Raw genomic sequence first — 25,155 nt, 5'->3', positions numbered from 1 at the left:
CGGGGGTTGCGGCTACTGCGCCTCCGGCGGGGGCGCTCCGGCTCCAGGATGGCCGGGGCTCCGTCGGCGGGTCCAGGTCCGTGGGTGGTTGCGGTAGGCCATCCCGTCTGCCATCGACCCGAGCAAGCCGAGCAGACCACCGCCCGACCCGCCAGCGTCCGAACGTATGTCAAGGTCCGCTTGACGTGGCGGGCCGGGCGGCGGCCCGCTCCCCAGCAGGGCGGGTCGAGGGCAGACGGGATGGAAATAGGCTAAAGCTGAGCGAATCTCAAGCTTCGCCTTCACTGCCCGCACTGTCGACGAGAGCAAGAACTCGTTCATCATCCGGGGCCCGATCAACCAGGATGTCAAAATAGTCCTGCCAACGCTTCTTGGAGCTGTAGAGCAGTCCATTCCAGTCGGTGGCATCCATACCCCGAGACCTCAGGTCGTCGATCTCCTCCCGGATCGCCCCCTGGCTGTCAAGCTTGTCCGCAACCATCAGGCCTTGGACATGTTTAAAGATCCCGGCAGTGCTTGGATAAATGGAGTTTCGCAGAGTTAGGACGTACTGCTTGAAGCGACTAATGTGATCCCAGTTGGCGGTTAGGCCTGGACGCATGAATTCGACGACCAAGACCTTGTCATTGGAAGACAGTAGCAAATCGATTCTCCGGTCCCAGCCGTCCATCTGATCCAGAGTGTGAGTGCCTGCATCCCGCGCAATCGTATTAAGGCTCTTCTCGACTTTATATGTGTCCCACTCGGGGGAAATCATCCAAGGGTTCTCGGCGATATAGTCACGCACGGCATTCTCAAGTTCCTTATTCTTGATCCTCTCTTCAAGGCCCGCAATTAGGTTGAGCTGCACCCGCACCCTCTCAGCCGCATGCAGTGCATTCATGACCCGCGACTCTGCCAGAATCTTCACGAGCACTTCGGCATCTAGCTCAGCGGTCTGCGACAGCTTGTCGATCAATTCGCGGAGGCGGCCGCCTTCCCAAGCTGAAAGGATGGCATTTGCCAATTGAGCGAAATCATCGTCAGATAGGACCGATATTCTCGCTATAGCCTTTAGTGCTCGATCGACGATCCTCCTCTCATGAGATTCAAGCTTTTGAAGCCTGTTCGAGAAGGGGGAAAGCTTTAGGTTGATCTTCTTGACCTTATCTTCGGCTCTTCGCTCCTGCCATCGCAAAAGCAGGTTCTTGACCCGCTTCTGCCCCCAGTCCAGGAGGGGCTGTGCGGCCTCAGCATCCCAATTAATCCGTTGTCTCTCTGTTGAGATTAGGTCCTTTTCTTGATCATCGATGTAATCTGCCTCCACTCTCCCCGACATGTAGCTGAGTGCTTGCTGGCCGCCGATTCCGCCACTTAGATTGAAGAAGAATGGTCGTTGTGACAGCTTTCCGTGGCTGAACACCGCGATACCGGACAGGTCCTCGTCAGAAAGAGTGTCGCGGTAGAAAACGAAGCGCCAGCGGATGTGCTGCCCATTGCTAAGCACTTCTTCTCCCCAGCCATCATTGATAACCAGACCAGGAGGCATCTCCTCGTCCTTGTATGCTGAAGGAAAGTCGAACTGGATCTTCTCTGCGTCCTCATCTTCGGATATCCGGACTCCGTCTACCAGGACTGAGAATTGATCAGCGCGTTCAAGCAGTAAGAAACGTCGCGCCATGCTCCTGCGGAACTGGGCAGGGTTTGGCGTCTGCTTCATGGTTAGCTGCGATAGAACCAGTTTCGTCCCGTGCTCGGATTTGCGAGTCTCGTCGGGCGGAAGGTACTGAAGCACCTCGACTTCCATGGGGCGTCGGCTCTCTGGTCCGTCGCCAGCGCCGGTCAGCCTTTCCACGTCAAGTTGAAAAACGGTTTTCTCGCCGGTTTCCTTGCTGACTGTCTCGACCCGCACTAATGAAGCGATTCCGAAACCGGCAAACTTCCCAATTCCCTTGCGACCCATAACGGGCCTGCCTGCCGTGGTCTTGTCGCTGTTTCTGTCCTTGCGCCTGTTGTAACCTACCTTTAGGTATCGATCCTGACATTGCTCCAATGTCATGCCATCGCCGTTGTCGGCAATTCTAATTTCTGCGCCGTCTCGTACGTTCTTCGGAAGCGAGATGTCGACGACCGTAGAATCTGCATCCCAGGCATTGGAAACCAGCTCCGCAATGGCTGCTACCGGAGACTGGTACATGTCGATGCCAAGGTGTTCGATGACCCTGCCGTGGAACTCGATTCGAAGTTTGGCTTCCAAGTGCGCCACCACTCTCGTATGAGTCAGGTAGCCGTCCATGTTAGACGCTTACAAGCCCTTGGGTAAGGAGCCTTCCGCTTCGCATTCTGGCTCAGTCGTGGCAGAGATGTGCGATTTGGGAAAGAAAGGGATGAATTGTGTTGATGCAGTCGAGGTGGGCGACAGATTGCATCGCCCCACCCCTCCTTCTTGCCGGTATGCTCAGCTCTGTTCCCTTGATTGACGTGGCAGCAAGGGCGCCGGCGTGATCGCGTCCGAGGTGCGAGCACGTCGCCATCTATTCCCTTGAATTTCGGTGTAAGGCTCTGGGTCGCCCGTCCTCCAAGGAGCTACTCGTGTGCTGACAAACCTGCCCAAGGTTGGTATCGGTAGGTGCAGTTCAGCCGCCATGCGTGGGTGAGGGTTGTAATGCCCGAAGATTACGATGCCATCGGGCCGGAGATGCTTACGTGCGTCACGAACCCGCTTAGCGCTGTCAACCTGCTGTGCCGCGGTCAGAACTGTTGCCCTATTGACCAGCTCGCCGGTGAGTTCTCGGAACAGATTGTTGACGGCAGTCTGGCCGCTGTCGGCATAGACAATGCTGTCTAGCTTCGCGGGGTTTGGGATGTGCAATAGGGTATTCTTGACAAGCTCGGCCTCTCGATGAAGCCAGAGGATACGGTCCCGGCCGTGATCATTGAGCTTGCGCTTGCCGTCGCGCTGCTTGCCTTTTTCTCTCAGATCCGCCTCTGAAATGCGGATCAGCCCAGCCGCCCAGCGAGCCGTGTAGTCGTTGCCCCAGACGACGAGTGCTACTTTCGCTCCATATCTGTACATCTCAATTGGAATTTCCCATTCGTAGAGGTTGAGTGACCATTTGCAGTCGACGTCGACGCCTGCGATCAGGTAGTCCAGATCGATGCCGTCCTCGAAACAAAACTCTCGCTGAAGCCAGATCTCGACGAGTGTGCCCATATGGGTTTTCTCGGTTTTTAGCAGCTGCGTGTAGTCCCAGCGGCCGGTGCGCTGCCCGTCGTAGATCTGGTCAAGCGCCTCGCGGATCGCGTAGCCGGTGCGGACGCCGTCGGGGTCCAGGTCAACGAGCGCGTCGCGGACGGCCCACAGCTCGGGATCTTCGTCGCGTGTAGGGGGTCTGGCATCGGTGACGAAGGGCTTTGGGCCGTAGGCCACCTTCGGTCGGTCCTTGCTGGTGGGGCGAGGAGGTCGAAGGCGTCGTAAACGTGTGCGAAGAGTCGCCGGCTCCTCCGCTGCCTCAGCCAGGAAGAGCGGATCTTGTGGAAATGGCATCCACGGAGATTGCCGGCGATGCTTCCCTAGGTCAACGTGCCATGCTCGCTGGCTGCCGCGTCAGGTCAGCCGAGGCTTGATGTGCCGAGCGATCGCCGCAGCGAGACCTGACGGGACGGCGTTGCCGATCTGCTTCGCGATCTCGGTCTTCGACCCGCACCACAGGTACTCCTTGGGAAAGTCCTGCAACAGGGACGCCTCGTAGTGCGTGATGACGCGGTTGACCCGACGTGTGGGGTCTTCGGGATCCCACTGCGGGTGTAGGTACTGACCCTTTTCGGGCTTGAAGAACTCGGTGCGGATAGTCAGCGAGGGGGCATCCCAGCGCATGCGTCCCATGACGTCCGTCGTCCCGGTCTTCTTCTCCCGCCAGCATCTGGATAGCAGATGGTCAGGGAGGTTGAAGCGGCCGCCACCAGGTGGGATGTGGTCGTACCGGTCCAGGGACAGCGGCGTGGGGTTACGCCCGAAGTGGATCTCACTTCCCTTGAAGACCCCACGGATGCGTTGGCCGAAGTACTCCGTCGTCGTCTGCGGCAGTTCCGTCGTGGCCGGCCGTTCGTCTAGCCCTGCGATGCGGCTGCGCACCGTCTCCCACGGCTTCAGTCCGTCCGTCGGGACCTTCGCATGGGTCGGTGACGGAAGGGGAATCTTGCCGACTCGCGAGCCGATCACGATGGTGCGTGGACGGCGTTGCGCTACACCGTAGTCAGCGGCGAGCAGGACCCCGGGGGTGAGTTGGTACTCCTTAATGATGCCGTGGTCGGCCTCGTCGAGCAGAAGCTGGAACTCGCTGCTCTTCGAAAACCGCTCGACATTCTCGATGACGAAGACCTGTGGTCGAGCCGTCACTACGAACCGCAGGTATTCCTTCCAGAGCTTGTTCCGAGGATCGTCCACGTCCTTGCTGCCCAGGTTCGAGAAGCCTTGGCAAGGAGGTCCGCCGATGATCACGTCGGCCTGCGGGATCTTCTCCTCAGTTACCTCGGCGATGTCTCCCCAGTGGGTATGTGACTCTCCGAAGTTGGCCGCGTACGTGGCGGCAGCCGCCAGGTCCCACTCGACGGCGAGCGCGGGACGGTAACCCTCCGCGTGGAAGCCGACGGTCATGCCGCCGCATCCTGCGAAGAGGTCGATCATGCTGGGACTGTCGCTCATCCGCGACATACTAGCCTCCGCTCACGTGAGAATCCCCTAGCCGCACCGGTGGAATAGAACAAATGTCTGATCAATCCTGGGCGTCTTCGCCAGCGGTACGAAAGTGCATGCAGGCGAACACGGGGCGTAACACCAAGCCTGAAGTGCGTCTGCGGCAGGCCGTTCATGCCCTTGGACTTCGTTTCTACGTCGGCAGACGCCCCATCAAGGCTGTTCGCCGGACGGCCGACTTGGTCTTTCCTCGGCTCCGACTCGCCGTGTTCCTCGACGGATGCTTCTGGCATGGCTGTCCCGAACATCACACGGTTGCGAAGACCAACGCAGAGTTCTGGGCGGAGAAGGTCGCTACCAACCGTCGACGAGACGTTGAGACGAACGCAGTCCTGGAAGCTGCGGGCTGGACCGTCGTCCGAGTCTGGGAGCATGAACCCTCCGATCAAGCCGCTGGCAGGATCGCCAGCACAGTGCGTGCGTTGCGCAGCACTCCGCCAGACCAGCACGACGAACGCCTGACCGAGCGCGTTAACCTCCGAGGACTTGACTCTGAGGCAGCAAGAAGGCAGCGCAAGCGTCGACGCGGGTCGGACCCGGACGCGAACCGATAACCTCCGACGCCTGCTCGTCGCTGCTGGCTGCCACCGCCCGACATCACGCGACAGCTTGAGACCGCATCCCCCCGACGGGGGTCGTCCCTTTGCGGGACGAGCGTTCCGCGTCAGCTCAGGGCGCGTAGCCGGGGTCGGCGACCGCCTCGGCGATGCGGATGAGCCAGTGCAGATCGTTGGCCCGGGACTTCGCACTCGCCTCGGGACTGAGGATGCTGCCCAGAAACGCGGCGACATCGTCGAGATGCCGTTCGCCGCGGTAGTAACTCAGCAGGACCGGGTCCGGCTCCAGCGCCCCGTAGCCTTCGCGGAAGAGTTCAGCCCGGTGCGCGTCGATCGGGTGCTCGCCGAAGTCGGCGCTGTGGACGAACATCAGATCCCGCTCGCGCGGCGCGAGGATCGGCGCGTCCCAGTCCACGACGTGCAGCGGACCGTCGCCGTCGGCGATCAGGTTGCCGGGATGGATGTCGGCGTGGCAGATGACGTGCTGTCCCGGCGTCACGCGCGACGCCAGGTCGTCGACAGTCTCCGCCAATCGGCGCAGCGCGGCACCGTACCGCTCCCAGAAGGCGCCCAGGACCTCGCTCGTTGCGGCCTGCCCGCCGAGGGTCCGCAGTCGGTCGCCCGCGCTCGATCGGTACGTCTCGACCGGCAGGACGGCTGCTACCTCAGCGCTCGGCGTGACCCGGTGCAGCCGGCCCAGGAAATCGCCGTACTCGGTCCACTGGCGGTCGGTGAGACCGCGGCCCCACAGGCTGTCGCCGTCCTGGAACGGGTAGAGCAGTAGTCGGTAGTCCCCGAACCGACGTGCAACCCCGCCATCGAGGCGAAGGTCCAGCGGCGCGACCACCTGCCGGAGGCCCCGCGCGCGGAGGAAGCCGGGCAGCAGGACGGCGGCCGGAGTGAAGTCGCCGCGGCGTACCTTCAGGAAGCAGCGCCCGCCGTCGGACGTCTCCACCCGGTACGCCCACGCGTGCCCGTCGAGGCCGACCGGCATGAACGCCAGGTCGACGACGTCCACCGACCAGGCGGCGGCGACCTCGGCCGCCAGCAGCCGCTCGTCGATGTCCGGCTTGTCGATCACCCGGCGGAGCGTCGCAGCCGCTGGCTGGGCCGGGCAAGGGAGTTACCGGATCACCGCGCGCAGCGTCTGCCGGTCCGGCTCGAAGCACACCAAGCCTCGGCCCCGCTCGTCGGCCACGACCCACGGGTGACCGACGTACGTCTGCTGCCGGTAGGACTGCCCGGGCCGCAGCACCGCGTACTGCTGTCGACGGCCGTCGTAGTTGATCCAGTGGACCACGACTGTCGACCCGTGGCTGTTGACGAAGTCGATGAAGGTCGACGGGCCACCGCCGTGCGAGCGCAGCCGCGACTCACGCGAGGCCGGTAGCGGGGCCAGTTCCCCCGGGCCGACCACCGGCGGCTTCGACCGGGGGATCGACGGCTTCGGCGAGGTCGGCCGGCTGCTCGGGGTGGGGCGGCGGGTCGGTGCGGCGGTGCGGCTGGGCGCGACGGCGCGGCTGGAGAACGACACCGACGGCGGCGCGTAGGACTCGGCGGGCGTCTCCGTCACCGACCCCGCCCTCGTCGGGGACGCCAGGATCGCCTGGCCCTCGAGCGGCGGCGGGAGGTCGGGGCGACGCGGCGTGGCGAAGACGCTGACGATGCTCGCCAGTACCACGACCACGAGCCCGATTGCGATGGCGGCGAGCAACGTCGGCGACGTATCGCGGAGCCAGATCTCGCCGCCGGCCGTTGGGGCGGACCGTGAGTGGGGTCGTACCGAGGGGGGCGTGAGGGGGTGCGGTGAATCGGTCATGGCCTCGATTCCGCAAGCCGGTGCCGTTCATCGAGCGGCGAGGGGCCCCGATTATCCGCTACTGATCATCCCTGTCGTCAATGGCCGACGGGCCACTCGTTGCCTCCGTCTCCGGCACATAGCAGATCAACCGGGCCACCGAGGTCTGTCCACAACGCCCTCCGTTGTCCACAGGGCACCGGTCCCGCATCCCTCGGCCGGGCAGGCTGCACCGCGGCACGTCCGAGTCCGACCGATGGAGGCCGCCATGCCGCCCCGTACCCCGCTCCCGCCGTACCGTCGCCTGCCCCTGCTCGTCACCTCCGACGGCGACCTTCTCGACGAGCTGTTGCGACTCGCGGCGGCCGGCGGCACCGAGGTCGAGCTGGCGGCCGACCCGGCCGCCGCCCGGGCCCGCTGGGCGCCGGCGCCGCTGGTGCTCATCGGCGCCGACCAGGCGGCGGCCTGCCTGCGGGCGCGCCTTCCCCGCCGCGCCCGCACGGTCCTGGTCGGTCGCTCCGGAGAGCTCGATCCGGGTACGGAGTTGGCCGAACTCATCGGCGCGGAGCACGTCGCGACGCTGCCGGCGGCCGAGCCCTGGCTGGTCGACCGGTTCGCCGAGTGCGTGGCCGGTCCGGCGGGCCCGGGTCAGGGCCGGGTGGTGGCTGTGCTCGGCGGCCGGGGCGGCGCCGGAGCCAGCGTGCTTGCCGGTGGGCTCGCCGTCAGCGCGGCCCGGTCCCGGCTCCGCACGCTGCTCGTCGACGCCGACCCGCTCGGCGGCGGTCTCGATCTGGTGCTCGGCTGGGAGCAGCTCGACGGGTTGCGCTGGCCGGAGCTGGCCGGCACGGACGGGCGGGTCGACCCGCCGTCGCTGATCCGCGCGTTGCCCAGCCGGGGCGACCTGGTGGTGCTCTCCTGGGACCGGGGCGACCTGCGGCACCTGCCGGCCGAGGCGATGGCCGCCACAGTCGACGCCGGCCGACGCGGGCGGGACCTGGTCGTACTCGACCTGCCCCGGCACCTCGACGACGCGGCTGTGGTCGCGCTCCAGGCCGCCGACCGGGCGCTGCTCGTCGTACCGGCCGAGCTGCGGGCGGCGGCCGCCGCGGCCCGGGTCGCCGCCGTCGCCGCGCCGCACTGCGTCGACCTGTCGGTCATCGTGCGTGGTCCGGCGCCCGGTCGGCTGCGCGCGGCCGAGGTGTCCCGGGCGCTGGGGCTGCCGCTCGCCGGCACGCTGCGACCCGAGCCGGGGCTGTGCCGTGGGCTGGAGCGGGGTGAGGCGCCGGGCGCGAGCGGGAAGGGGCCGCTCGCCGCGCTGTGTCAGCGGATCGTGGACGAGCTGGTCGAGTCGTCGGCTGCGGGTGCGGCATGACCGCGCCGGCCGACCCGGGGGACCTGGCCGCCCGGGTCCGGCACCGGTTCGCCGCCGAGGCCACCCCGGTCACGCCCGCGGCGATCGTCTCGGCGGTACGCGCCGAACCGGCGACGGCGGTGCTCGGCGACACCACGCTGCTGCGGATCGCCGACCGGGTGCACGACGACCTGGTCGGCGCCGGTCCACTGGCACCGCTGCTCGCCGACCCGCAGGTCACCGACGTGCTGGTGAACGGGGTGCGGGTCTGGGTCGACAGGGGACGAGGGCTACGGCAGGTCGCCGTGCCGCTGGGCACGCTCGACGACGTACGCCGGTTGGCGCAGCGCCTCACCTCGGCGGCCGGTCGCCGGCTCGACGACGCCTCCCCGTACGCCGACGCGCGCCTGCCCGACGGCACCCGGCTGCACGCGGTGCTGCCTCCGGTGGCGACCGACGGGCCCTACCTGTCGTTGCGTACCTTCCGGCAGCGGCCGTTCACCCTCGACGAACTCGTCGAGCGGGGCACGGTGCCCCGGCCGATCGCCCCGCTGCTCGCCGCACTCGTGGCGGCCCGCCTCGCGTACCTGGTCAGCGGCGGCACGGGATCCGGCAAGACGACGCTGCTCAACACGCTGCTCGGGCTGGTGCCCGGCACCGAGCGGATCGTGCTGGTGGAGGACGCCGCCGAGCTGCGCCCGGTGCACCCGCACGTGATCGGGTTGCAGGCCCGGACGGCGAACGTCGAGGGCGCCGGAGCCGTCGGGCTCGGCGACCTGGTCCGGCAGGCGCTGCGGATGCGGCCGGACCGGCTGGTAGTGGGCGAGTGCCGGGGCGCCGAGGTGGTCGACCTGCTCGCCGCGTTGAACACCGGCCACGACGGCGGGGCGGGAACGCTGCACGCGAACGCCCCGGCCGACGTTCCGGCCCGGCTGGAGGCGCTCGGGATGCTCGGCGGCCTGCCCCGGCTCGCGTTGCACGCCCAGGTCGCCGCCGCGTTGCAGGTCGTCCTCCAGCTCCGCCGTACCGGCGAGGGGCGCGTCCTCGACTCCATCGGCCTGCTGCTGCCCGACGGGCCCGACCGGGTGGTGACGGTGGTTCCGGCCTGGGCGCGCGGCCGGGGTCTTGCCCCGGCGGCCCTGCTGCTCGCCGGCCTGCTGCGGGAGCGGGGAGCGCCGGTACCGCCGATCCTCCAGGCGGCGTGGCCCGGTCCGGCAGAACCGTCGTGACCGGCCACCTCTGGCCGGCGGTCCTGCTCCTGGTGGCTGCGGCGGTCGCCGTCGCCTGGCCGGTACGGGCCGCTCGCGCCCGGCGGCTGGCGGTCCTGGGCAGTGCGGACATCCCGGTCGAGCGGGTGAAGGGCGCACGTCCAGCATCCCCGGACCTGCGACGACGTCCGCTCGACGCCGGGCCGAAGGCGTCCGCACGGCCTCCCGGCCGGGGCCGGGAACGGCGTCGACCCGGTGTCGGGCATCAGGTACGGCGATGGACGGGCCTCGTGCCGGTTCCGGTGACATCCTCTCCGGCGTCGGCTCCTGCGCTGCCGCTCTCCGCCGGACGCGTGCTGCCCGTGGCGGCGCTGTGCGGGGCCGTGACCGGGGCACTGCTCGGCGGTCCGGTGGCCGCCCTGGTGCTCGCCACCTACGGCGTGCTCGCGGCCCGGGCGGTGCTGCGCCGACGTACCCACCGGACGGCCACCCTCGCGCACCGCCGCGATCTGGACCGCCTCGCCGCCGTCGCCGCCGACCTGCGGGCCGGGCTACCCGTCGACGGCGGTGTCGACGACGGCCCGGGACGCGTCGCGCGGCTGGCCCGGGCCGCCGGGAGACTGGCCGACCAGACGGGTGCGCCGCTGGCCGATCTGCTGGAACGGATCGAGGCCGACGCCCGCGCCGCCGACCGGGGCCTTGCCGCTGCCGCCGCCCAGGCCGCCGGGGCTCGGGCGACCGCGTGGCTGCTCGCCGCGCTGCCGCTCGGCGGCATAGGTCTCGGCTACGGCATCGGGGTGGACCCGGTGGCGGTGCTCCTGCACACGCCGGTGGGTGCCGGCAGTGCGGTGGCGGCAGTCGTGTTGCAGGTCGGCGGGTTGCTCTGGGCCGAGCGACTCGGCGTCACGCCCGGGCGGGCCGCCTGATGTCACGGCAGGTACTGGCCGCCGTGTGTCTCGGCGGCGCCGCGTCGCTCCTGGTCGTCGCCGGTCCGGTCGTCCGCCCGGCACGGCGGCTGCGCCGGCTCGCTCCGACGCCGCCGCCGGCTCGCCCGGCGTGGTGGCCGGATCGGGTACGCCTCGGCGCAGCGCTGGCCGGAATCGCGGTGGCGGTGGTGGTCGGCGGTGTCACGGGCGTGTTCCTCGGGCTGCTGGCCGGTGCCGCCGCCGACCGTCTGCTACGCCGGATCGAGCCGCGCGCCGCCCGGGAACGGCGGCTGCGGGAGACGACCGATCTGCCGCTCGCCGCGGACCTGCTGGCGGCCGCGCTGCGGGCGGGCGCGCCGGTCGACCGCTCGGTGCTCGCCGTCGCCGAGGCGCTCGGCGGGCCACTCGCGGACCGGCTCGGCCGGGTCGGCCGGACGCTACGGCTCGGAGGCAGCCCCGGCGAGGCCTGGGCGCACCTGGAAGGCGTCACCGGGGCCGAACCCGTGGTCGCGGCGGCGGTCCGCTCGTCGAACAGCGGCGCCGCACTGGCTCGCGCGCTGACCCGGCTGGCCGACGACCTGCGTGCCGAACGGTCGACCTCGGCCGAGGCGGCGGCCCGCCGCGCGGGCGTGCTCATCGTGCTGCCGCTCGGGCTGTGCTTCCTGCCCGCCTTCATTCTCGCCGGTCTGGTGCCGGTGATCGTCGCCGTGCTCGGCGACGTGCTGTGAACCATCGAGAAGGGACGTACGACATGCGCAAGCTCCTCATCCGCCTGCGGGGTGACGCCGGTATGAACACCGCCGAGTACGCGGTGGGCACCCTCGCCGCGGTCGCCTTCGCCGGGATCCTGCTGAAGGTGCTCACCTCCGGCAACGTGCAGTCCGCGCTGACCGCCGTCATCGACCGGGCCCTGAAGTGATCGGGCGCCGGTGGGCCGGCCGTGGTGGTGGGTGGCTCCACGAACCAGCAGTCCCGCTCGACGTGTCGACCGAGCCCGGCTCGACCCGGGACGCCGTCGGCACCCGGGCCGGGGAGGTGCGGCGCCGGTGGCGCTTGTGGGCCGCGTGCGAGCGGGGTTCCTTCACCGCCGAGTTGGCGGCCGGCCTGCCGGCGCTCATGCTGCTCCTCGTCGCCGGTCTGACCGCGGTGAACGCTGTGGGTACCCGGGTCGCGTGTGTCGACGCGGCCCGGGAGGCGGCGCTCGCGGCGGCCCGGGGCGAGCCCGGCACGGTTGCCGCAACCCGGTACGCCCCGGACGGCGCCGAGGTGTCGGTGACTGTGACAGGCGATCGGGTCACGGCGACGGTCCGGGCACCGGTCCGGACGTTCGGTACGCGGCTGCCCCGGCTGGTCGTGGCGGCGGAGGCGGTGGCCGCCGTGGAACCCGGAGCGCCGGGGCCGGTGCCGTGAGAGCCGGCGGTGCCTGGGCCGACTCGTCCTTCCGCCAGGTCGTCGTGGGAGGCCGAGCCGACCCGAGCAGGCGCGGGGCGAGCAGATCTCGGGTGGGCGGGCCTGCGGGGAGAGGGGAGCGTGGGAAGCCTGGTGTGAGGACGTCCTCGACCGACCGGGGCGGCGCGACCGTGTGCCTGCTCGCGATCGGAATGGTGTTCGTGCTGGTCGGGGTGTTCGGCGCCGCGCTCGGGGCGGCCCGGTGTGCGCGGCATCAGGCCCGCAACGCGGCGGACTTCGGGGCGCTGGCCGGTGCCGTGCAGGTGCTCGACGGAGCCGACGTCGCGTGCGCTCGCGCCGCCGACCTGGTCTCGGCCAACGGCGGCCGGATGACCGGGTGCCGGGCCGACGGACTCGACCTGATCGTCACGGCGCAGGTACGCGTCGCCCCGCTGCCGGGGCTGACCCGGGACGCCGTCGCGACGTCCCGGGCCGGGCCGGCCCGGTCCTGACGGGCGGACGCCAGTGCCGGAACCGAGAGCCGGGCCGGCCCGAGTGCCGCAGGTCAGCGGGACTGGAGGGCGTCCAGTCCGACCGCCATGGCGATCACCAGCCGACGGTCGATCTGCGGGTGCTGGATCTCCACGTTGTACCGGTCCCGCAGACCCCACTTCCGGTCGACCGAGAACACCGGCTGGCCGCCGGCCATGAAGTCGAAGTGGTACGGCAGCCAGGAGAGCGAGTCAACGAACCGGCGCAGCAGCGCGACCGGCAGGCTGCGCTCCTGCCCGGTGGCGGGCGGCAGGCCGGGCTGCTCGACGTGCCACGTCGAGCGCAGCAGCGACTGGGCGAAGTCCTTGCGGAACAGCCCGATGGGGTTGCCCGCGTGATCGGTCACGTCGTAGGTGGCGCCGAGGTCGAGCCGCTGACGGGCCTTGAAGCCGAGAAGGGGGTACTGCTTGGAGTCGTCGGTGTAGATGGTCACCTGCTCCTTGAAGGCGAGCCGCTTCTGCTGCGCGAACGCGAGCAGCCCACCCTCGGAGCCGTCGGGCGCGACCGAGTGCACCTCGTACTGGTTGACCATCATCCGGAGTCGCTGACGGATGATGAACCGGTGCTGGGCCTGCAGGTTGTCGGGCGACATGGGCTCTCCTTCGAGGGGTCGCCGGAGTCTTGCACAGCGGGCCGACGACCGCTCGCCCGAGCGCACCCACCGCTGCCTGGACGGACGGGCCCGCACGCAGGAGCCGCACGGTGGCATGAGGCGAAGCATGGCGCCGTTGCCGTGACCGGCGCGGGCCGGGACTGCGCGACCGCGGGCCGGAGGTGGAGGCGGGACGCAAGGTCAGCGGCCGCCGTCGACCGTGGCCTTCATCGCCCAGCTGTTCAGCACCTGATGGATGCCGCGCAGACGCTCGTTGATCTGCTCCAGCCGTTCCGCCTGGGCGAGCGTGGCCATCGCGGTGCCCAGCGCTATCTGCTGGTCGGGCGTGAGGTTTTCCTGGTCGATGGTGTAGAGCAGCTCGACGGTCTCGGCGATCGTGTCGGCCACGGCGGCACCTCCGGCGGGACGGGTCTCGGGTCACCTGTGCGCTACCGAAATGATGCATGGAAGCGCTCCCATACATCAATGCCCCGCCGGCTCTACCCTCATGCACCCGTCCCACCAACCAGACACCTGGGCACCCGCGGAGCCGCACGGCCCAGCTTGATCGACACCAGTTCGGGGAAGTGGCGGGGTCCAGCACCTGTCGATACCGCAACCTCCCCGAAGTGGCGGCGGGCAGCCCCAATCGGCCCGGTGCGGTCAGGCGGGTGGGGCACCGGCCGCCTGAGCTGGGCGGGCGCCGCCGCCTCCGGGCCGGCCGCCGCCTCCGGGCCGGCCGCCGCCTCCGGGCCGGCCGCCGCCTCCGGGCCGGCCGCCGCCTCCGGGCCGGCCACCGCCTCCGGGCCGGCCACCGCCGCCTCGCCGCCGGCCGTGGCGAGGTTGGTCAGCACCACGTCGAGGACCTTCACCGCCTCCGCCTTGGCCAGCGGGTTGTTGCCGTTGCCGCACTTCGGGGACTGGACGCACGACGGGCACCCGGTCTCGCACCCGCACTCGGCGATCGCGTCCCGGGTGGCGCGCAGCCAGGCGGCGGCGGTGCCGTACGCCCGCTCGGCGAAACCCGCCCCGCCGGGGTGGCCGTCGTAGACGAAGACGGTCGGCGCCTCGGTGTCCGGGTGCAGGGCGGTGGACAGCCCGCCGATGTCCCACCTGTCGCACGTCGCCATCAGCGGCAGCAGGCCGATGGCGGCGTGCTCGGCGGCGTGCAGCGCGCCCGGCACGTCAGCCGCCTCGACACCGGCGGCGGTCAGCGACTCGGGGGAGAGCGTGAACCACACCGCGACGGTGCGCAGCTCCCGCGCGGGCAGGTCCAGCGGGCGGGTGTCGATCACCTCGCCGGTGGCGATGCGCCGCCGCTGGTACGACACCACCTGGCTGGTCACGTCCACCTCGCCGAGGAACAGCCCGACCGGCCCGGCGTCCACGTACGAGCGGACCGACACCACCGACAGCGAGGTGACGTCGCGGGCGTGGGTGGACCAGTCCGGCTCCTCGGCGTGCACGAGCGCGCACCCGTCGGCCAGGTCGAGCGAGTCGACCACGTACGAGACGCCCTGGTGCAGGTAGACCGCGCCGGTGTGCAGCAGGAAGTGCGCTGACCCGCCGTCGACGGTGCCGAGCAGCCGGCCGGTGGACTCCTCCACCACGCACACCGGGGCGCCGCCCTCGCCGCGCAGGTCGACCTCGGGGCGTTCCCGGTGCCGCCAGTACCAGCCGGTGGGCCGCTGCCGCAGCGCCCCCGCCTCGACCAGCGAGTCCACCGCCTCCTTCGCACCCTCACCGAACAGGTCCAGGTCGGCCGGGGTGAGCGGGGACTCGTGGGCGGCGCAGGCGAGCTGCGGCGCGAGCACGTACGGGTTGGCCGGGTCGAGCACCGTCGCCTCGACCGGCCGCCCGAACAGCGCCTCCGGGTGGTGCACCAGGTAGGTGTCGAGCGGGTCGTCCCGGGCCACCAGCACGGCGAGCGCCTCGTCGCCGGAGCGCCCGGCCCGCCCGGCCTGCTGCCACAGTGACGCGCGGGTGCCGGGCCAGCCGCAGATCAGCACCGCGTCCAGGCCGACCAGGTCGACGCCGAGTTCGAGCGCGTTGGTGGAGGCGAGCCCGAGCAGGTCGCCGTGCAGCAGCGCCCGTTCCAGCTCGCGGCGTTCCTCGCGCAGGTAGCCGGCCCGGTAGGCGGCAACCCGGTCGCCCAGCCCGGGTACGGCCTCGTCGAGCGACCGCCGGGCGTTCGCCGCGACCACCTCGGCGCCCCGGCGGGACCGCACGAACGCGAGCGTGCGTACCCCCTCGACCACGCTGTCGGCGAGCAGGTCCGCGGTCTCCCGCAGCGCGGAGCGCCGGACCTGGACGAGGTCGGCGTCGACGGACGAGTCGGTGGGCGGCAGCAGTGGCGGCTCCCAGAGCGCGAACGTCACCCCGCCGCGCGGCGACGTGTCCTCGGTGACGGCGGTGACGGGCAGGCCGGTGAGCCGCTCGGCCGCCGCCGCCGGGTCACCCGACGTGGCGGAGGCCAGCAGAAAGACGGGGGTACGCCCGAAGCGCGCGCACTGCCGCCGTAACCGTCGCAGTACGTGCGCGACGTGTGAGCCGAAGACGCCCCGGTAGGTGTGGCACTCGTCGACCACCACGTACGCGAGGCGGCGCAGGAACCCGGACCAGTGTGCGTGCCCGGGCAGGATGCCGTGGTGCAGCATGTCCGGGTTGGTCAGCACGAACCGGGAGTGCCGGCGGATCCACTCCCGTTCGGCGCGCGGGGTGTCCCCGTCGTAGGTGGCGGGGCGTACCCCGTCGAGTTCGAGACCGGCGACGGCGCGGAGCTGGTCGGCGGCGAGCGCCTTGGTCGGCGCCAGGTAGAGCACGGTGGCGCGCGGGTCGGCGAGCAGCGTGCTCAGTGCGGGAAGCTGGTACGCCAGGGACTTGCCGGACGCCGTGCCGGTGGCGACCACCACGTGCCGGCCCGCGTACGCCAGCTCGGCGGCCTCGGCCTGGTGCCGCCACGGGGCGGTGACGCCGCGCCGCGCGAACGCCGCCCTCAGTTCCTCCGGCGCCCAGCCGGGCCACCCGGCGGGCTCGCCGGCGCGGGCCGGGACGCGTTCGACGTGGGTGACCGGGTCGGTGGGGTGACGCAGCCGCAGCCGGCGCAGCAGCTCGCCCGGCGCACGCCGCGGGCCGGGGCTGTGGTCGGTCACGTCCTGCACTCTCGCACTGGTGTTCGGAATTGGGAACCGCAGGGTGGGGGTATGGGGAGGGCGTGGCCGGTGACCGAGGGGGCCGCACGGGGAGATGGTTAGATGCCCAGGAGAGTTTACCGAGGAGGGACCGATGGAGCTGTCGCTGGCGACCCGCGCCGTGGGGGAGCACACGGTGCTCGAGGTCGGTGGTGAGGTGGATGTCTACACCGCCCCCCGCCTGCGGGAAAGGCTCCTGGAGCTGATCGACGGCGGGGCCCGCCACGTGGTGGTCGACCTCGGCCGGGTGGACTTCCTCGACTCGACCGGTCTGGGTGTGCTCGTGGGCGCGCTCAAGCGGCTGCGCTCGGCCGGTGGCTCCTTCGCGCTGGTCTGCGACAAGGAGCCGCTGCTCAAGATCTTCCGGATCACCGCCCTGGACCAGGTCTTCCCGCTGCATCCGACGGTCGACGCGGCCATCGCCGCCGACTCCACCGGCGCGTGATGGCGACCGTCAAGCTGTCCTTCTCTCCGGCCCCGGTGCACGTGCGCACCGCCCGCCTGGTCGGCGTCGCGGTGGCCCGGCGGGCCGGCGTACGCGAGGACCTGCTGGACGAGGTGCGCCTGGCCATCGGTGAGGCGTGCACCCGGGCGGTCGCGCTGCACCGGCAGTACGGCCTGGCCGACCCGGTGTACGTGGAGATGTCCGACGGCGGCGGCTACACGGTCCGGGTGGTGGACCGGGCCCCGATCGAGGCGGGCCTCGGCCTGGCCGCGCTCGGCCCGGACGAGCTGGCCAAGGAGTCGCTCAGCGAGGACGCGCTCACCACCGGGGTGGGCTTCGCGCTGCTCGCCGGTTTCGTGGAGGATCTCCAGGTCCGTCCGGTCGACGACGGCGTCGGCACCGAGGTACGGATGTCCTGGCCGGCCGGCCGCGCCTGACCCGAAACGCACACGCAGGCCGCGCTCCCCGAAGGGGGAGCGCGGCCTCGTCGTATTGGCCGCGCCATATATCAGATTTCTTCGCATAACACAGTTACGAAGATCATCGAGACACGGTGCCCCCTCGGTGTGACCTCCGCCACGCCAGAGGGCTACAGTACGCGGGTTGTCAGCAAGTGATCCCGTCCCGTAGCCAGCGGGAACGGGAGTTCATCGCTGGTCCGCCGGAGTGGGTCGGCGCGCGCTTGCGAGTCCGCATCCAGGCGTCGGCCCGTGCGTCTCCACAGGTCGGCGCGAGTTGTTCGGTACAGGAGGACATAGATGTCCGGGACCTTGGCCGCCGACGGCGGCGCACTGTCCCTTACCGGAGCCAACGTGACGTACGTCGTCATCGCCGCGGTCATCGCGCTGGTGGCGCTCGTCTTCGCGGCCGCCCTCACCAGGGCGGTCCTGGCGGCCGGTAAGGGAACCACCAACATGCAGGAGATCTCCGGCGCGGTGCAGGAGGGCGCGTCGGCGTACCTGCTGCGGCAGTTCCGCACGCTGGCGATCTTCGTGGTGATCGCCGTCGTGCTGCTCTTCCTGCTGCCGGTGCACGACACCGACGGCAACGAAACGCTGGTGAAGGCCGGCCGCTCGGCGTTCTTCGTGGTGGGTGCGCTGTTCAGCGCGTTCATCGGCGGCGCCGGCATGTGGCTGGCCACCCGCGCCAACCTGCGGGTGGCAGCGGCCGCGCGGGAGCGGGAAGGCGGCCGCGAGGCCGCCATGAAGATCGCCTTCCGCACCGGCGGCGTGGTCGGCTTCCTCACCGTCGGCCTCGGCCTGTTCGGTGCGGCGCTGGTCGTGCTGATCTTCCGGGGTGACGCCCCGACCGTGCTGGAGGGCTTCGGCTTCGGCGCCGCGCTGCTCGCCATGTTCATGCGGGTCGGCGGCGGCATCTTCACCAAGGCCGCCGACGTCGGCGCCGACCTGGTCGGCAAGGTCGAGCAGGGCATCCCGGAGGACGACCCGCGCAACGCCGCCACCATCGCCGACAACGTGGGCGACAACGTCGGCGACTGCGCCGGCATGGCCGCCGACCTGTTCGAGTCGTACGCGGTCACGCTCGTCGCGGCGCTGATCCTCGGCCGGGCCGCGTTCGGCGAGACCGGCCTGGTCTTCCCGCTGATCATCTCCACCATCGGCGTGCTGGTCGCGATCGTCGGCGTCTTCATCACCCGGCTGCGCGCCAGCGACCGCAACGGCCTGACCGCGATCAACCGGGCCTTCTACCTGTCCGCGCTGATCGCCGCGGTGCTCGTCGCGATCGCCGCGTTCGCGTACCTGCCGGCCACGTTCGCCGAGCTGGAGGGCGGGCTGACCGACGTCGACCGCAACCCGCGGCTGGTCGCCATCGGCGCGGTCGTGATCGGTATCGTGCTGGCCGCCGCGATCCAGGCGCTGACCGGCTACTTCACCGAGACCAACCGGCGCCCGGTGCAGGACATCGGCAAGAGCTCGCAGACCGGCCCGGCCACCGTCATCCTCGCCGGCATCAGCGTCGGCCTGGAGTCAGCCGTCTACTCGGCGCTGCTGATCGGCGCCGGCGTCTTCGGCGCGTTCCTGCTCGGCGGCAGCTCGATCACGCTGTCCCTGTTCGCGGTCGCGCTGGCCGGCACCGGCCTGCTCACCACCGTCGGCGTCATCGTCGCGATGGACACGTTCGGCCCGATCTCCGACAACGCGCAGGGCGTGGCCGAGATGTCCGGCGACATCGACGAGCACGGCGCGCGGACGCTCACCGAGCTGGACGCCGTCGGCAACACCACAAAGGCGATCACCAAGGGCATCGCGATCGCCACGGCGGTGCTGGCCGCCACCGCGCTGTTCGGCTCGTACACCGACACGCTGCGCTCGGCGTACGAGGACGCGGGCGTGGGCGACGTCGGCACCGAGATCCTCAACTCGCTCAACGTGTCCAACCCGCGCAACCTGGTCGGCCTGATCATCGGCGCGGCGGTGGTCTTCCTCTTCTCCGGCCTGGCCATCAACGCGGTCTCCCGCTCGGCCGGCGCCGTGGTGATGGAGGTACGCCGCCAGTTCCGCGAGCTGCCCGGCATCATGGACCGCACCCAGCGGCCCGAGTACGGCAAGGTCGTGGACATCTGCACCCGGGACGCGCAGCGCGAGCTGATGACCCCCGGCCTGCTGGCCATCCTGGCCCCGATCGCTGTCGGCTTCGGCCTCGGCCCGGGCGCGCTGGCCGCGTACCTGGCCGGCGCGATCGGCGCGGGCACGCTGATGGCGGTGTTCCTGGCCAACTCCGGTGGCGCCTGGGACAACGCCAAGAAGCTGGTGGAGGACGGCGCGTACGGCGGCAAGGGCTCCGACGCGCACTCCGCCACCGTCATCGGCGACACCGTCGGTGACCCGTTCAAGGACACCGCCGGCCCGGCGATCAACCCGCTGATCAAGGTGATGAACCTGGTCTCGCTGCTGATCGCCCCGGCCGTGGTGGCCTGGAGCGTGGGCGACGACAAGAACCCGGCGCTGCGCATCACGATCGCCGTGGTGGCCGCGCTGATCATCGCGGCCGCAGTGGTGTTCAGCAAGCGCAAGGGTGTGGCGATGACCGACGAGGACAGCGGGGCCGGCACCCCGGACCAGCGTCCGGAGACGGTGAACGCCTGATCGCACGCGACGGTTCCCGGCCGGCCCCGGCCGGCCGGGAGCCCCGTGCCCGGCAAACCTGACCGGTGGCGGTTCCGCCCGGAGGTCGTACGCTGCATCGCATGCGTACGCGCCGGGCGGCAACCGCCGGAAAGCTCACGGTGGTCCTGGCCACGCTGGTCCTCGTGGTCGCCGGGTGCGGCGGCGGTCCCAACCCCCGGGTCTGGGCCGCGTCGGTGTGCCAGGCGCTCACCCCGTGGCGCGCGGAGATCTCCAAACTGACCAGCAGCACGCAGCAGCAGATGACCGCGCAGACCACCCCGGCGCAGGCCAAGGAGAACCTGGTCCGGCTCTTCGCCGGTGCCGAGCAGGCCAGCGAGACGGCCCGGCGCAAGGTCGAGGAGGCGGGCGTGCCCGAGGCCGAACGCGGCGCCGAGGTGTCCGCCGGGTTCCTGGGGTCGCTGAGCAAGATGCGTGACGCGTACGGCCGGGCCCGGTCCGCCATCGACCGGCTCGACACCGCCCAGGCCGGTCCGTTCTACGACGGCGTGCGCGCCGCCGTGGACACGCTCAACAAGGAGTACGACGCGAGCGCGCTGGACACCAGCAAACTCAACTCGACCGAGCTGAAAGAGGCCTTCGACGAGGTCCCGGAGTGTCGCTGACCCCTCCCACCCCGAAACCGGCCCGCCAGCCCTCGCTGTTCTCCACCGAGGCGGCCGATCCCGCGCTGGCGGACCTCGCCGGCCTGCTCGCCGGGCCGGGTGAGGTGGGGCGGATGGGCGGCACGGCCCGGATCTCCGTGGTGGTCGACGCCGCCTGGCGGGTGCACGTGCTGGTGGCCGAGCTGGGCGCCCGGGGTGTGCCGGCGAGCTGGGAGCCGACCGAGGACGGGCGGCACCGGGTGCGCACCGCGTACACGAGCATGCTGGCGCCGCTCGCGCGGGCCTGGCTGCGCGGCGCGGCGAAGCGGCCACCGGCCCGCTTCCACCTGGACGGGCGGCGGCTGCGGCTCTGGGCGGCCGCCGCCGGCACGGCCGAGCCGGCCGGATTCCGGCTGCGGCTCGGACCGGCCGACGAGCCGTCCTGGCCGGTGGTCCGCGCCGCGCTGGCGGCGGTCGGCCTGCCGGCCGCGTTCGTGGAGCCGGACGAGGGCGGGCCCGCGTTCCGGATCGGCGGGCGGCGGATGTCGCGGCTCGCCGAGCTGGTGGGGGAACGGCCGGCGACGGCGCCGGTGGCGGACTGGCCGGGCTCCCGGGGCTGACCGCCGCTGTCCGAAGCCGGACACCCGGGGAGGGCTCCGCCGGGGGTACGCGATCGTCACAGTGACCCGCCTGTCGCCCTACCCACGGTGTACCGTGACGCCGTCCGGCAGGGTGCGGCCGGCGGTCGCCGGGAGGGCGGCCCGTTTGCCGCCCACGAAACCCGGAACGCGGACGGCGCGTTACGTTGGACATCCGGACCGCCTGTGGTCCGGGTGGCGCAACACGGCCCGAAGCGGGCATGGCGTAGGAGTGAGGTCGGGGAGAGACGTGCCGAGCAACGCTGGAACCACCCGTCTGGTCATCGTCGAGTCACCGGCGAAGGCCAAGACGATCTCGGGCTACCTCGGCCCGGGGTACGTCGTGGAGGCCAGCTTCGGCCACGTCCGGGACCTGCCCCGCAACGCCGCCGACGTCCCGGCGAAGTACAAGGGTGAGCCCTGGGCGCGCCTCGGCGTCGACGTCGACAACGGCTTCCACGCCCTCTACGTTGTGTCGCCCGACCGTAAGCAGCAGATCAGCAAGCTGGTGAAGCTGGCCAAGGAGGTCGACGAGATCTTCCTGGCGACGGATGAGGACCGCGAGGGCGAGGCCATCGCCTGGCACCTGGTGGAGACGCTCAAGCCCAAGGTGCCGGTCAAGCGGATGGTCTTCCACGAGATCACCAAGCCGGCCATCCAGGCCGCAGTGGCGAACCCCCGGGAGATCGACCGCGACCTGGTCGACGCCCAGGAGGCGCGGCGCATCCTCGACCGCCTCTACGGCTACGAGGTCTCGCCCGTGCTGTGGAAGAAGGTCATGCCGAAGCTGTCGGCGGGCCGGGTGCAGTCGGTGGCGACGCGCATCGTGGTCGAGCGGGAGCGCCAGCGGATGGCGTTCCGCACCGCCGAGTACTGGGACATCCTGGCCACGCTCGCCGTGGCGAAGCCGGGCGAGGGCCCGCGGACGTTCAACGCCACGCTCGTCGCGCTCAACGGTGACCGGATCGCCACCGGCAAGGACTTCGAGCCGACCACGGGTCGCGTTCGCGCCGGTGCGGGTGTCGTCCACCTCGACGAGGGCGGGGCCCGAGGGCTGGCGGCCCGCCTGGCCGACCAGCCGTTCACCGTCACCCGGGTCGAGGAGAAGCCCTACCGCCGCCGCCCGTACGCGCCGTTCATCACCTCCACGCTCCAGCAGGAGGCGGCCCGCAAGATGCGGTTCTCGTCGCAGCAGACGATGCGCACCGCGCAGCGCCTGTACGAGAACGGCTACATCACCTACATGCGTACCGACTCGGTGAACCTGTCCGAGACGGCCATCACGGCGGCCCGCCGGCAGATCGTCGAGCTGTACGGCGAGCGCAGCGTGCCGCCGGAGCCGCGCCGCTACACCGGCAAGGTGAAGAACGCCCAGGAGGCGCACGAGGCGATCCGCCCCGCCGGCGACAACTTCCGCACCCCGGGCGAGGTGGCCAAGGAGCTGTCCGCCGAGGAGTTCAAGCTCTACGAGCTGATCTGGCGGCGCACCATCGCCTCGCAGATGACCGACGCGGTCGGCTCCAGCGTGTCGGTGCGCATCCGCGCCGTCTCCTCCGCCCAGGAGGAGGCCGACTTCGGCGCGACCGGCAAGACCATCACCGACCCGGGCTTCCTGCGCGCGTACGTCGAGTCGAGCGACGACGAGAACGCCGAGGCCGAGGACGCCGAGCGGCGGCTGCCCACGCTGGTCAAGGACCAGCCGCTGACCGCCGACGAGCTGGCCGCGCAGGGCCACCACACCCAGCCGCCCGCCCGCTACACCGAGGCGTCGCTGGTCAAGGCCCTCGAAGAGCTGGGCATCGGCCGGCCCTCCACGTACGCGTCGATCATGCAGACGATCCAGGACCGCGGGTACGTGGTGAAGCGCGGCCAGGCCATGATCCCGTCGTTCCTGGCGTTCGCGGTGATCGGGCTAATGGAGCGGCACTACCCGCGACTGATCGACTACGACTTCACCGCCAGCATGGAGAACGAGCTGGACGAGATCGCCGGTGGTGACCACGCCGCCGTCGACTTCCTCACCTCCTTCTACTTCGGCAGCACCAACGGCACCGGCGACCAGGCCATCGCCCACGCGGGCGGGCTCAAGAAGCTGGTCACGGAGAACCTCAGCGAGATCGACGCGCGCAGCGTCAACTCCATCCCGCTGTTCACCGACGACGAGGGCCGCGAGGTCGTCGTCCGGGTCGGCCGGTACGGGCCGTACCTCCAGCGGGCGCTGCCCGGCGAGCAGCAGGCGCCGACGCCGGCGGCCTCGGGTGAGGGCGAGGAGAGCGGCTCGCAGGGCGACCGGGCACCGATCCCGGAGGGCCTGGCGCCGGACGAGCTGACCCCGGAGAAGGTGCACGAGCTGTTCCTCGGCGGCGGCGGTGAGCGCAAGCTCGGCGACGACCCGTCGACCGGCGAGCCGATCGTGCTCAAGTCCGGCCGGTTCGGCCCGTACGTGGCCAGCGGCGAGCGCAAGTCGTCGCTGCTGCGCTCGCAGACGCCGGACAGCCTGACCCTGGAGCAGGCGTTGCAGCTGCTGCGCCTGCCCCGGCTGATCGGCGTGGCCCCGGACGGCGTCGAGGTGTTCGCCAACAACGGCCGCTACGGCCCGTACGTCAAGCGCGGTGACGAGTTCCGCTCGCTGGACTCGGAAGACAAGATGTTCACAGTCACGCTGGACGAGGCGCTGGCGTTGCTCGCCGCCCCGAAGACGCGTCAGCGCCGGGCCGCCGCGCCGCCGCTGCGGGAGATGGGCAACGACCCGCTCACCGAGAAGCCGCTGGTGATCAAGGACGGGCGTTTCGGGCCGTACGTGACCGACGGCGAGTTCAACGCGTCGCTGCGGCGCGGGCAGACGCCGGAGGAGCTGACGCTGGAGCAGGCGTCGGAGATGCTGGCCGAGAAGCGCGCGAAGGGCCCGGCGCCGAAGAAGAAGGCAGCGAAGAAGGCCGCCCCGGCCAAGAAGACGACGGCGGCGAAGAAGACCACGGCGGCCAAGAAGACCACGGCCGCCAAGAAGGCTCCCGCGAAGAAGGCCGCCCCCAAGAAGGCGACCTCAACCCCGAACGAGTGATCTTGGTACGGAAACGCCCTTCCAGGGGCGGGGCCGTACCAAGATCTCAGCCGGGCCAGCCTGCGGATCGCAGGGCGGCACGCAACTGGGTCACGACGCGGGTGGGGTCGTTGCGGACCGCCCAGGCGGGGAAGCGGAGCACCCGGTCACCGGTGGCCCAGACGTCGTTCTGCCGCTGCATGTCCGCCCAGGCGGTCCTCGGGTCGAGGTGCTGCCCGCCGTCGATCTCGACGTGCACACGCCACCGCTCGAACCAGACGTCCAGGTAGCGCCGCCGCCCGGTGGCGTCCCGCCGCACGACCTGGAGGGACGGTTCGGGCAGCCCGGCCCGACGGACGAGATCGAGGAAGTCGAGTTCGGCGAGGGAGTGGGCTCCGCCCGCCGCGTCCGTGGCGGTCGCCAGGATCAGGCGACGGCGGCGCGCCCGGGGAAGCCGTTCCAGCACCCGGTGCAGGTCGTCGCCCCAGACCAGGCGTTGCTGGAAGCCCGCCGCGATGACAGCCCGTGCCTCCTCGTCGGTCGCCGCCCACTGCGCCGCGTCGACGAGCGAGCGGGCCGGCATGGTCCGGCGGGGCCGGCCGACGGTGAGCACGTCCTCCGGCGGAAGTGCGGTGGTGCGATGGATCCGCACAGCCGGTGGCAGGGTTCGCGTCTGATGCCGGGCCGGCAGCAGCAGATGCACCAGCCGGCTCTCGTAGCGCCGTAGGCCCCATGCCTGAGCCGCGGTGAGTCCACCCAGCGTCGCTGCCGGTCCCGCCGCGAGCACCGCCACCCAACGCCACTCTTTCGGACCCACCGGCCCGTTGTGGGTGACGTAGACGCGCCGGTGCGCCTGCCGCCAGCGCCCGCTGCCCAGCCGGTGCCGGATCGCCTTCTCGGACAGGAACCGTCGAGCCTGCGTCGCTTCGAGCACCCGTTCCTGATGGAACAGCAACCAGCTCAACTCGTCGGCGTCATCCCCCGGCATCTCCACACATGAATC

Annotated in this window: 22 protein-coding genes and 1 pseudogene; 14 read left to right on the top strand and 9 right to left on the bottom strand. The window is 70.7% G+C overall.

The annotated features are described in order from the left end of the window. Positions 1-268 precede the first annotated feature (268 nt). The 3 genes from IF06_RS33285 to IF06_RS0127455 form a co-directional block, all read right to left on the bottom strand. Complete coding sequence (locus IF06_RS33285; protein ID WP_084588856.1) at positions 269-2,275, bottom strand: ATP-binding protein; 2,007 nt, start codon at positions 2,273-2,275, stop codon at positions 269-271. Positions 2,276-2,437: 162 nt separating this feature from the next. Further along, positions 2,438-3,409 carry a NaeI family type II restriction endonuclease gene (locus tag IF06_RS33280; protein WP_198039688.1) on the bottom strand — a complete coding sequence of 324 codons (972 nt, stop codon included), beginning with the start codon at positions 3,407-3,409 and terminating at the stop codon, positions 2,438-2,440. A 177-nt stretch (positions 3,410-3,586) separates the two neighbouring features. After that, positions 3,587-4,684, bottom strand: a complete 1,098-nt coding sequence (locus IF06_RS0127455) for a DNA cytosine methyltransferase (RefSeq protein WP_036311689.1) — start codon at positions 4,682-4,684, stop codon at positions 3,587-3,589. A gap of 62 nt (positions 4,685-4,746) precedes the next feature. Between IF06_RS0127455 and IF06_RS33275 the strand changes: the two genes are divergently transcribed. Next, a complete protein-coding gene (locus IF06_RS33275; RefSeq protein ID WP_084588854.1) occupies positions 4,747-5,289 on the top strand; it encodes a very short patch repair endonuclease in 543 nt (180 codons plus the stop codon). Between the two features lie 115 nt (positions 5,290-5,404). Here the strand turns inward: IF06_RS33275 and IF06_RS0127450 are convergent, their stop codons facing one another. Both IF06_RS0127450 and IF06_RS32350 read right to left on the bottom strand, forming a co-directional pair. After that, complete coding sequence (locus IF06_RS0127450) at positions 5,405-6,373, bottom strand: phosphotransferase enzyme family protein (RefSeq protein WP_030274463.1); 969 nt, start codon at positions 6,371-6,373, stop codon at positions 5,405-5,407. A 42-nt stretch (positions 6,374-6,415) separates the two neighbouring features. After that, positions 6,416-6,979 carry a hypothetical protein gene (locus tag IF06_RS32350; protein WP_232236778.1) on the bottom strand — a complete coding sequence of 188 codons (564 nt, stop codon included), beginning with the start codon at positions 6,977-6,979 and terminating at the stop codon, positions 6,416-6,418. Between the two features lie 379 nt (positions 6,980-7,358). Here IF06_RS32350 and ssd point away from each other — a divergent pair, with 379 nt between their 5' ends. The 7 genes from ssd (at position 7,359) to IF06_RS0127410 (ending at position 12,476) form a co-directional block, all read left to right on the top strand. After that, positions 7,359-8,462 carry a septum site-determining protein Ssd gene (gene ssd / locus IF06_RS0127440; RefSeq protein WP_030274460.1) on the top strand — a complete coding sequence of 368 codons (1,104 nt, stop codon included), beginning with the start codon at positions 7,359-7,361 and terminating at the stop codon, positions 8,460-8,462. After that, on the top strand, positions 8,459-9,670 hold the full coding sequence (locus IF06_RS0127435) for a TadA family conjugal transfer-associated ATPase (RefSeq protein ID WP_030274458.1): 1,212 nt from the start codon (positions 8,459-8,461) through the stop codon (positions 9,668-9,670). The genes ssd and IF06_RS0127435 overlap by 4 nt, the downstream gene beginning before the upstream one ends. Continuing rightward, positions 9,667-10,575, top strand: a complete 909-nt coding sequence (locus IF06_RS0127430; protein ID WP_030274456.1) for a hypothetical protein — start codon at positions 9,667-9,669, stop codon at positions 10,573-10,575. The genes IF06_RS0127435 and IF06_RS0127430 overlap by 4 nt, the downstream gene beginning before the upstream one ends. Further along, entirely contained in the window at positions 10,575-11,303 is a 729-nt protein-coding gene (locus IF06_RS0127425) for a type II secretion system F family protein (protein WP_030274455.1), read from the top strand. Before IF06_RS0127430 ends, IF06_RS0127425 begins: the two co-directional genes overlap by 1 nt. Positions 11,304-11,326: 23 nt before the next feature. Beyond that, a complete protein-coding gene (locus IF06_RS33270; protein ID WP_084588853.1) occupies positions 11,327-11,494 on the top strand; it encodes a DUF4244 domain-containing protein in 168 nt (55 codons plus the stop codon). Between the two features lie 62 nt (positions 11,495-11,556). Continuing rightward, on the top strand, positions 11,557-11,985 hold the full coding sequence (locus IF06_RS0127415) for a TadE family type IV pilus minor pilin (protein WP_013283644.1): 429 nt from the start codon (positions 11,557-11,559) through the stop codon (positions 11,983-11,985). Positions 11,986-12,029: 44 nt separating this feature from the next. After that, complete coding sequence (locus tag IF06_RS0127410; protein ID WP_420063444.1) at positions 12,030-12,476, top strand: Rv3654c family TadE-like protein; 447 nt, start codon at positions 12,030-12,032, stop codon at positions 12,474-12,476. A gap of 53 nt (positions 12,477-12,529) precedes the next feature. Here the strand turns inward: IF06_RS0127410 and IF06_RS0127405 are convergent, their stop codons facing one another. From IF06_RS0127405 to IF06_RS0127395, 3 genes and pseudogenes are all read right to left on the bottom strand, one after another. Next, on the bottom strand, positions 12,530-13,108 hold the full coding sequence (locus IF06_RS0127405) for a hypothetical protein (protein WP_013283646.1): 579 nt from the start codon (positions 13,106-13,108) through the stop codon (positions 12,530-12,532). A 201-nt stretch (positions 13,109-13,309) separates the two neighbouring features. Next, the gene (locus IF06_RS0127400; RefSeq protein WP_013283647.1) at positions 13,310-13,516 is read right to left on the bottom strand and encodes a hypothetical protein; all 207 of its coding nucleotides are present in this window, start codon (positions 13,514-13,516) and stop codon (positions 13,310-13,312) included. Between the two features lie 401 nt (positions 13,517-13,917). Beyond that, positions 13,918-16,302: pseudogene (locus tag IF06_RS0127395) on the bottom strand (DEAD/DEAH box helicase); the annotation flags it as partial. A 91-nt stretch (positions 16,303-16,393) separates the two neighbouring features. Between IF06_RS0127395 and IF06_RS0127390 the strand changes: the two are divergent. From IF06_RS0127390 to topA, 6 genes are all read left to right on the top strand, one after another. Continuing rightward, a complete protein-coding gene (locus IF06_RS0127390; protein WP_013283649.1) occupies positions 16,394-16,744 on the top strand; it encodes an STAS domain-containing protein in 351 nt (116 codons plus the stop codon). Further along, a complete protein-coding gene (locus tag IF06_RS0127385; RefSeq protein ID WP_013283650.1) occupies positions 16,744-17,181 on the top strand; it encodes an ATP-binding protein in 438 nt (145 codons plus the stop codon). The genes IF06_RS0127390 and IF06_RS0127385 overlap by 1 nt, the downstream gene beginning before the upstream one ends. Before the next feature lie 321 nt (positions 17,182-17,502). Then, positions 17,503-19,851, top strand: a complete 2,349-nt coding sequence (locus IF06_RS0127380; protein ID WP_013283651.1) for a sodium-translocating pyrophosphatase — start codon at positions 17,503-17,505, stop codon at positions 19,849-19,851. 101 nt (positions 19,852-19,952) lie between these two features. Then, positions 19,953-20,495 (top strand): hypothetical protein, encoded by a 543-nt coding sequence (locus IF06_RS0127375; protein ID WP_013283652.1) that lies wholly within the window; start codon positions 19,953-19,955, stop codon positions 20,493-20,495. Next, positions 20,486-21,094: a hypothetical protein gene (locus tag IF06_RS0127370; RefSeq protein ID WP_030274448.1), complete on the top strand. Its 609-nt coding sequence runs from the start codon at positions 20,486-20,488 to the stop codon at positions 21,092-21,094. Before IF06_RS0127375 ends, IF06_RS0127370 begins: the two co-directional genes overlap by 10 nt. A 268-nt stretch (positions 21,095-21,362) precedes the next feature. Beyond that, positions 21,363-24,173, top strand: coding sequence for a type I DNA topoisomerase (topA, locus tag IF06_RS0127365; protein ID WP_013283654.1), 2,811 nt, complete (start codon positions 21,363-21,365; stop codon positions 24,171-24,173). A 46-nt stretch (positions 24,174-24,219) separates the two neighbouring features. Here topA and IF06_RS0127360 read toward each other — a convergent pair whose 3' ends face one another. Beyond that, the gene (locus IF06_RS0127360) at positions 24,220-25,140 is read right to left on the bottom strand and encodes a DUF559 domain-containing protein (RefSeq protein WP_030274445.1); all 921 of its coding nucleotides are present in this window, start codon (positions 25,138-25,140) and stop codon (positions 24,220-24,222) included. Positions 25,141-25,155 lie beyond the last annotated feature (15 nt).

Origin of the sequence: Micromonospora globosa (genome assembly GCF_000717585.1) — a bacterium.
GTDB classification, from domain to species: domain Bacteria; phylum Actinomycetota; class Actinomycetes; order Mycobacteriales; family Micromonosporaceae; genus Micromonospora; species Micromonospora aurantiaca.
The sequence above is the reverse complement of the archived record's forward strand: the minus strand, read 5'-3'. Positions and strand labels throughout refer to the sequence as shown.

What these genes read in the sequence shown, in the direction of transcription:
- IF06_RS0127390 (WP_013283649.1), top strand. Translation starts at nt 16,394, where the DNA reads ATGGAGCTGTCGCTGGCGACCCGCGCCGTGGGGGAGCACACGGTGCTC.
- IF06_RS33270 (WP_084588853.1), top strand. Translation starts at nt 11,327, where the DNA reads ATGCGCAAGCTCCTCATCCGCCTGCGGGGTGACGCCGGTATGAACACC.
- IF06_RS0127435 (WP_030274458.1), top strand. Translation starts at nt 8,459, where the DNA reads ATGACCGCGCCGGCCGACCCGGGGGACCTGGCCGCCCGGGTCCGGCAC.
- IF06_RS0127385 (WP_013283650.1), top strand. Translation starts at nt 16,744, where the DNA reads ATGGCGACCGTCAAGCTGTCCTTCTCTCCGGCCCCGGTGCACGTGCGC.
- IF06_RS0127375 (WP_013283652.1), top strand. Translation starts at nt 19,953, where the DNA reads ATGCGTACGCGCCGGGCGGCAACCGCCGGAAAGCTCACGGTGGTCCTG.
- IF06_RS0127405 (WP_013283646.1), bottom strand. Translation starts at nt 13,108, where the DNA reads ATGTCGCCCGACAACCTGCAGGCCCAGCACCGGTTCATCATCCGTCAG.
- IF06_RS33285 (WP_084588856.1), bottom strand. Translation starts at nt 2,275, where the DNA reads ATGGACGGCTACCTGACTCATACGAGAGTGGTGGCGCACTTGGAAGCC.
- ssd (WP_030274460.1), top strand. Translation starts at nt 7,359, where the DNA reads ATGCCGCCCCGTACCCCGCTCCCGCCGTACCGTCGCCTGCCCCTGCTC.
- IF06_RS0127455 (WP_036311689.1), bottom strand. Translation starts at nt 4,684, where the DNA reads ATGAGCGACAGTCCCAGCATGATCGACCTCTTCGCAGGATGCGGCGGC.
- IF06_RS0127360 (WP_030274445.1), bottom strand. Translation starts at nt 25,140, where the DNA reads ATGCCGGGGGATGACGCCGACGAGTTGAGCTGGTTGCTGTTCCATCAG.
- IF06_RS33275 (WP_084588854.1), top strand. Translation starts at nt 4,747, where the DNA reads ATGTCTGATCAATCCTGGGCGTCTTCGCCAGCGGTACGAAAGTGCATG.
- IF06_RS0127425 (WP_030274455.1), top strand. Translation starts at nt 10,575, where the DNA reads ATGTCACGGCAGGTACTGGCCGCCGTGTGTCTCGGCGGCGCCGCGTCG.
- IF06_RS0127380 (WP_013283651.1), top strand. Translation starts at nt 17,503, where the DNA reads ATGTCCGGGACCTTGGCCGCCGACGGCGGCGCACTGTCCCTTACCGGA.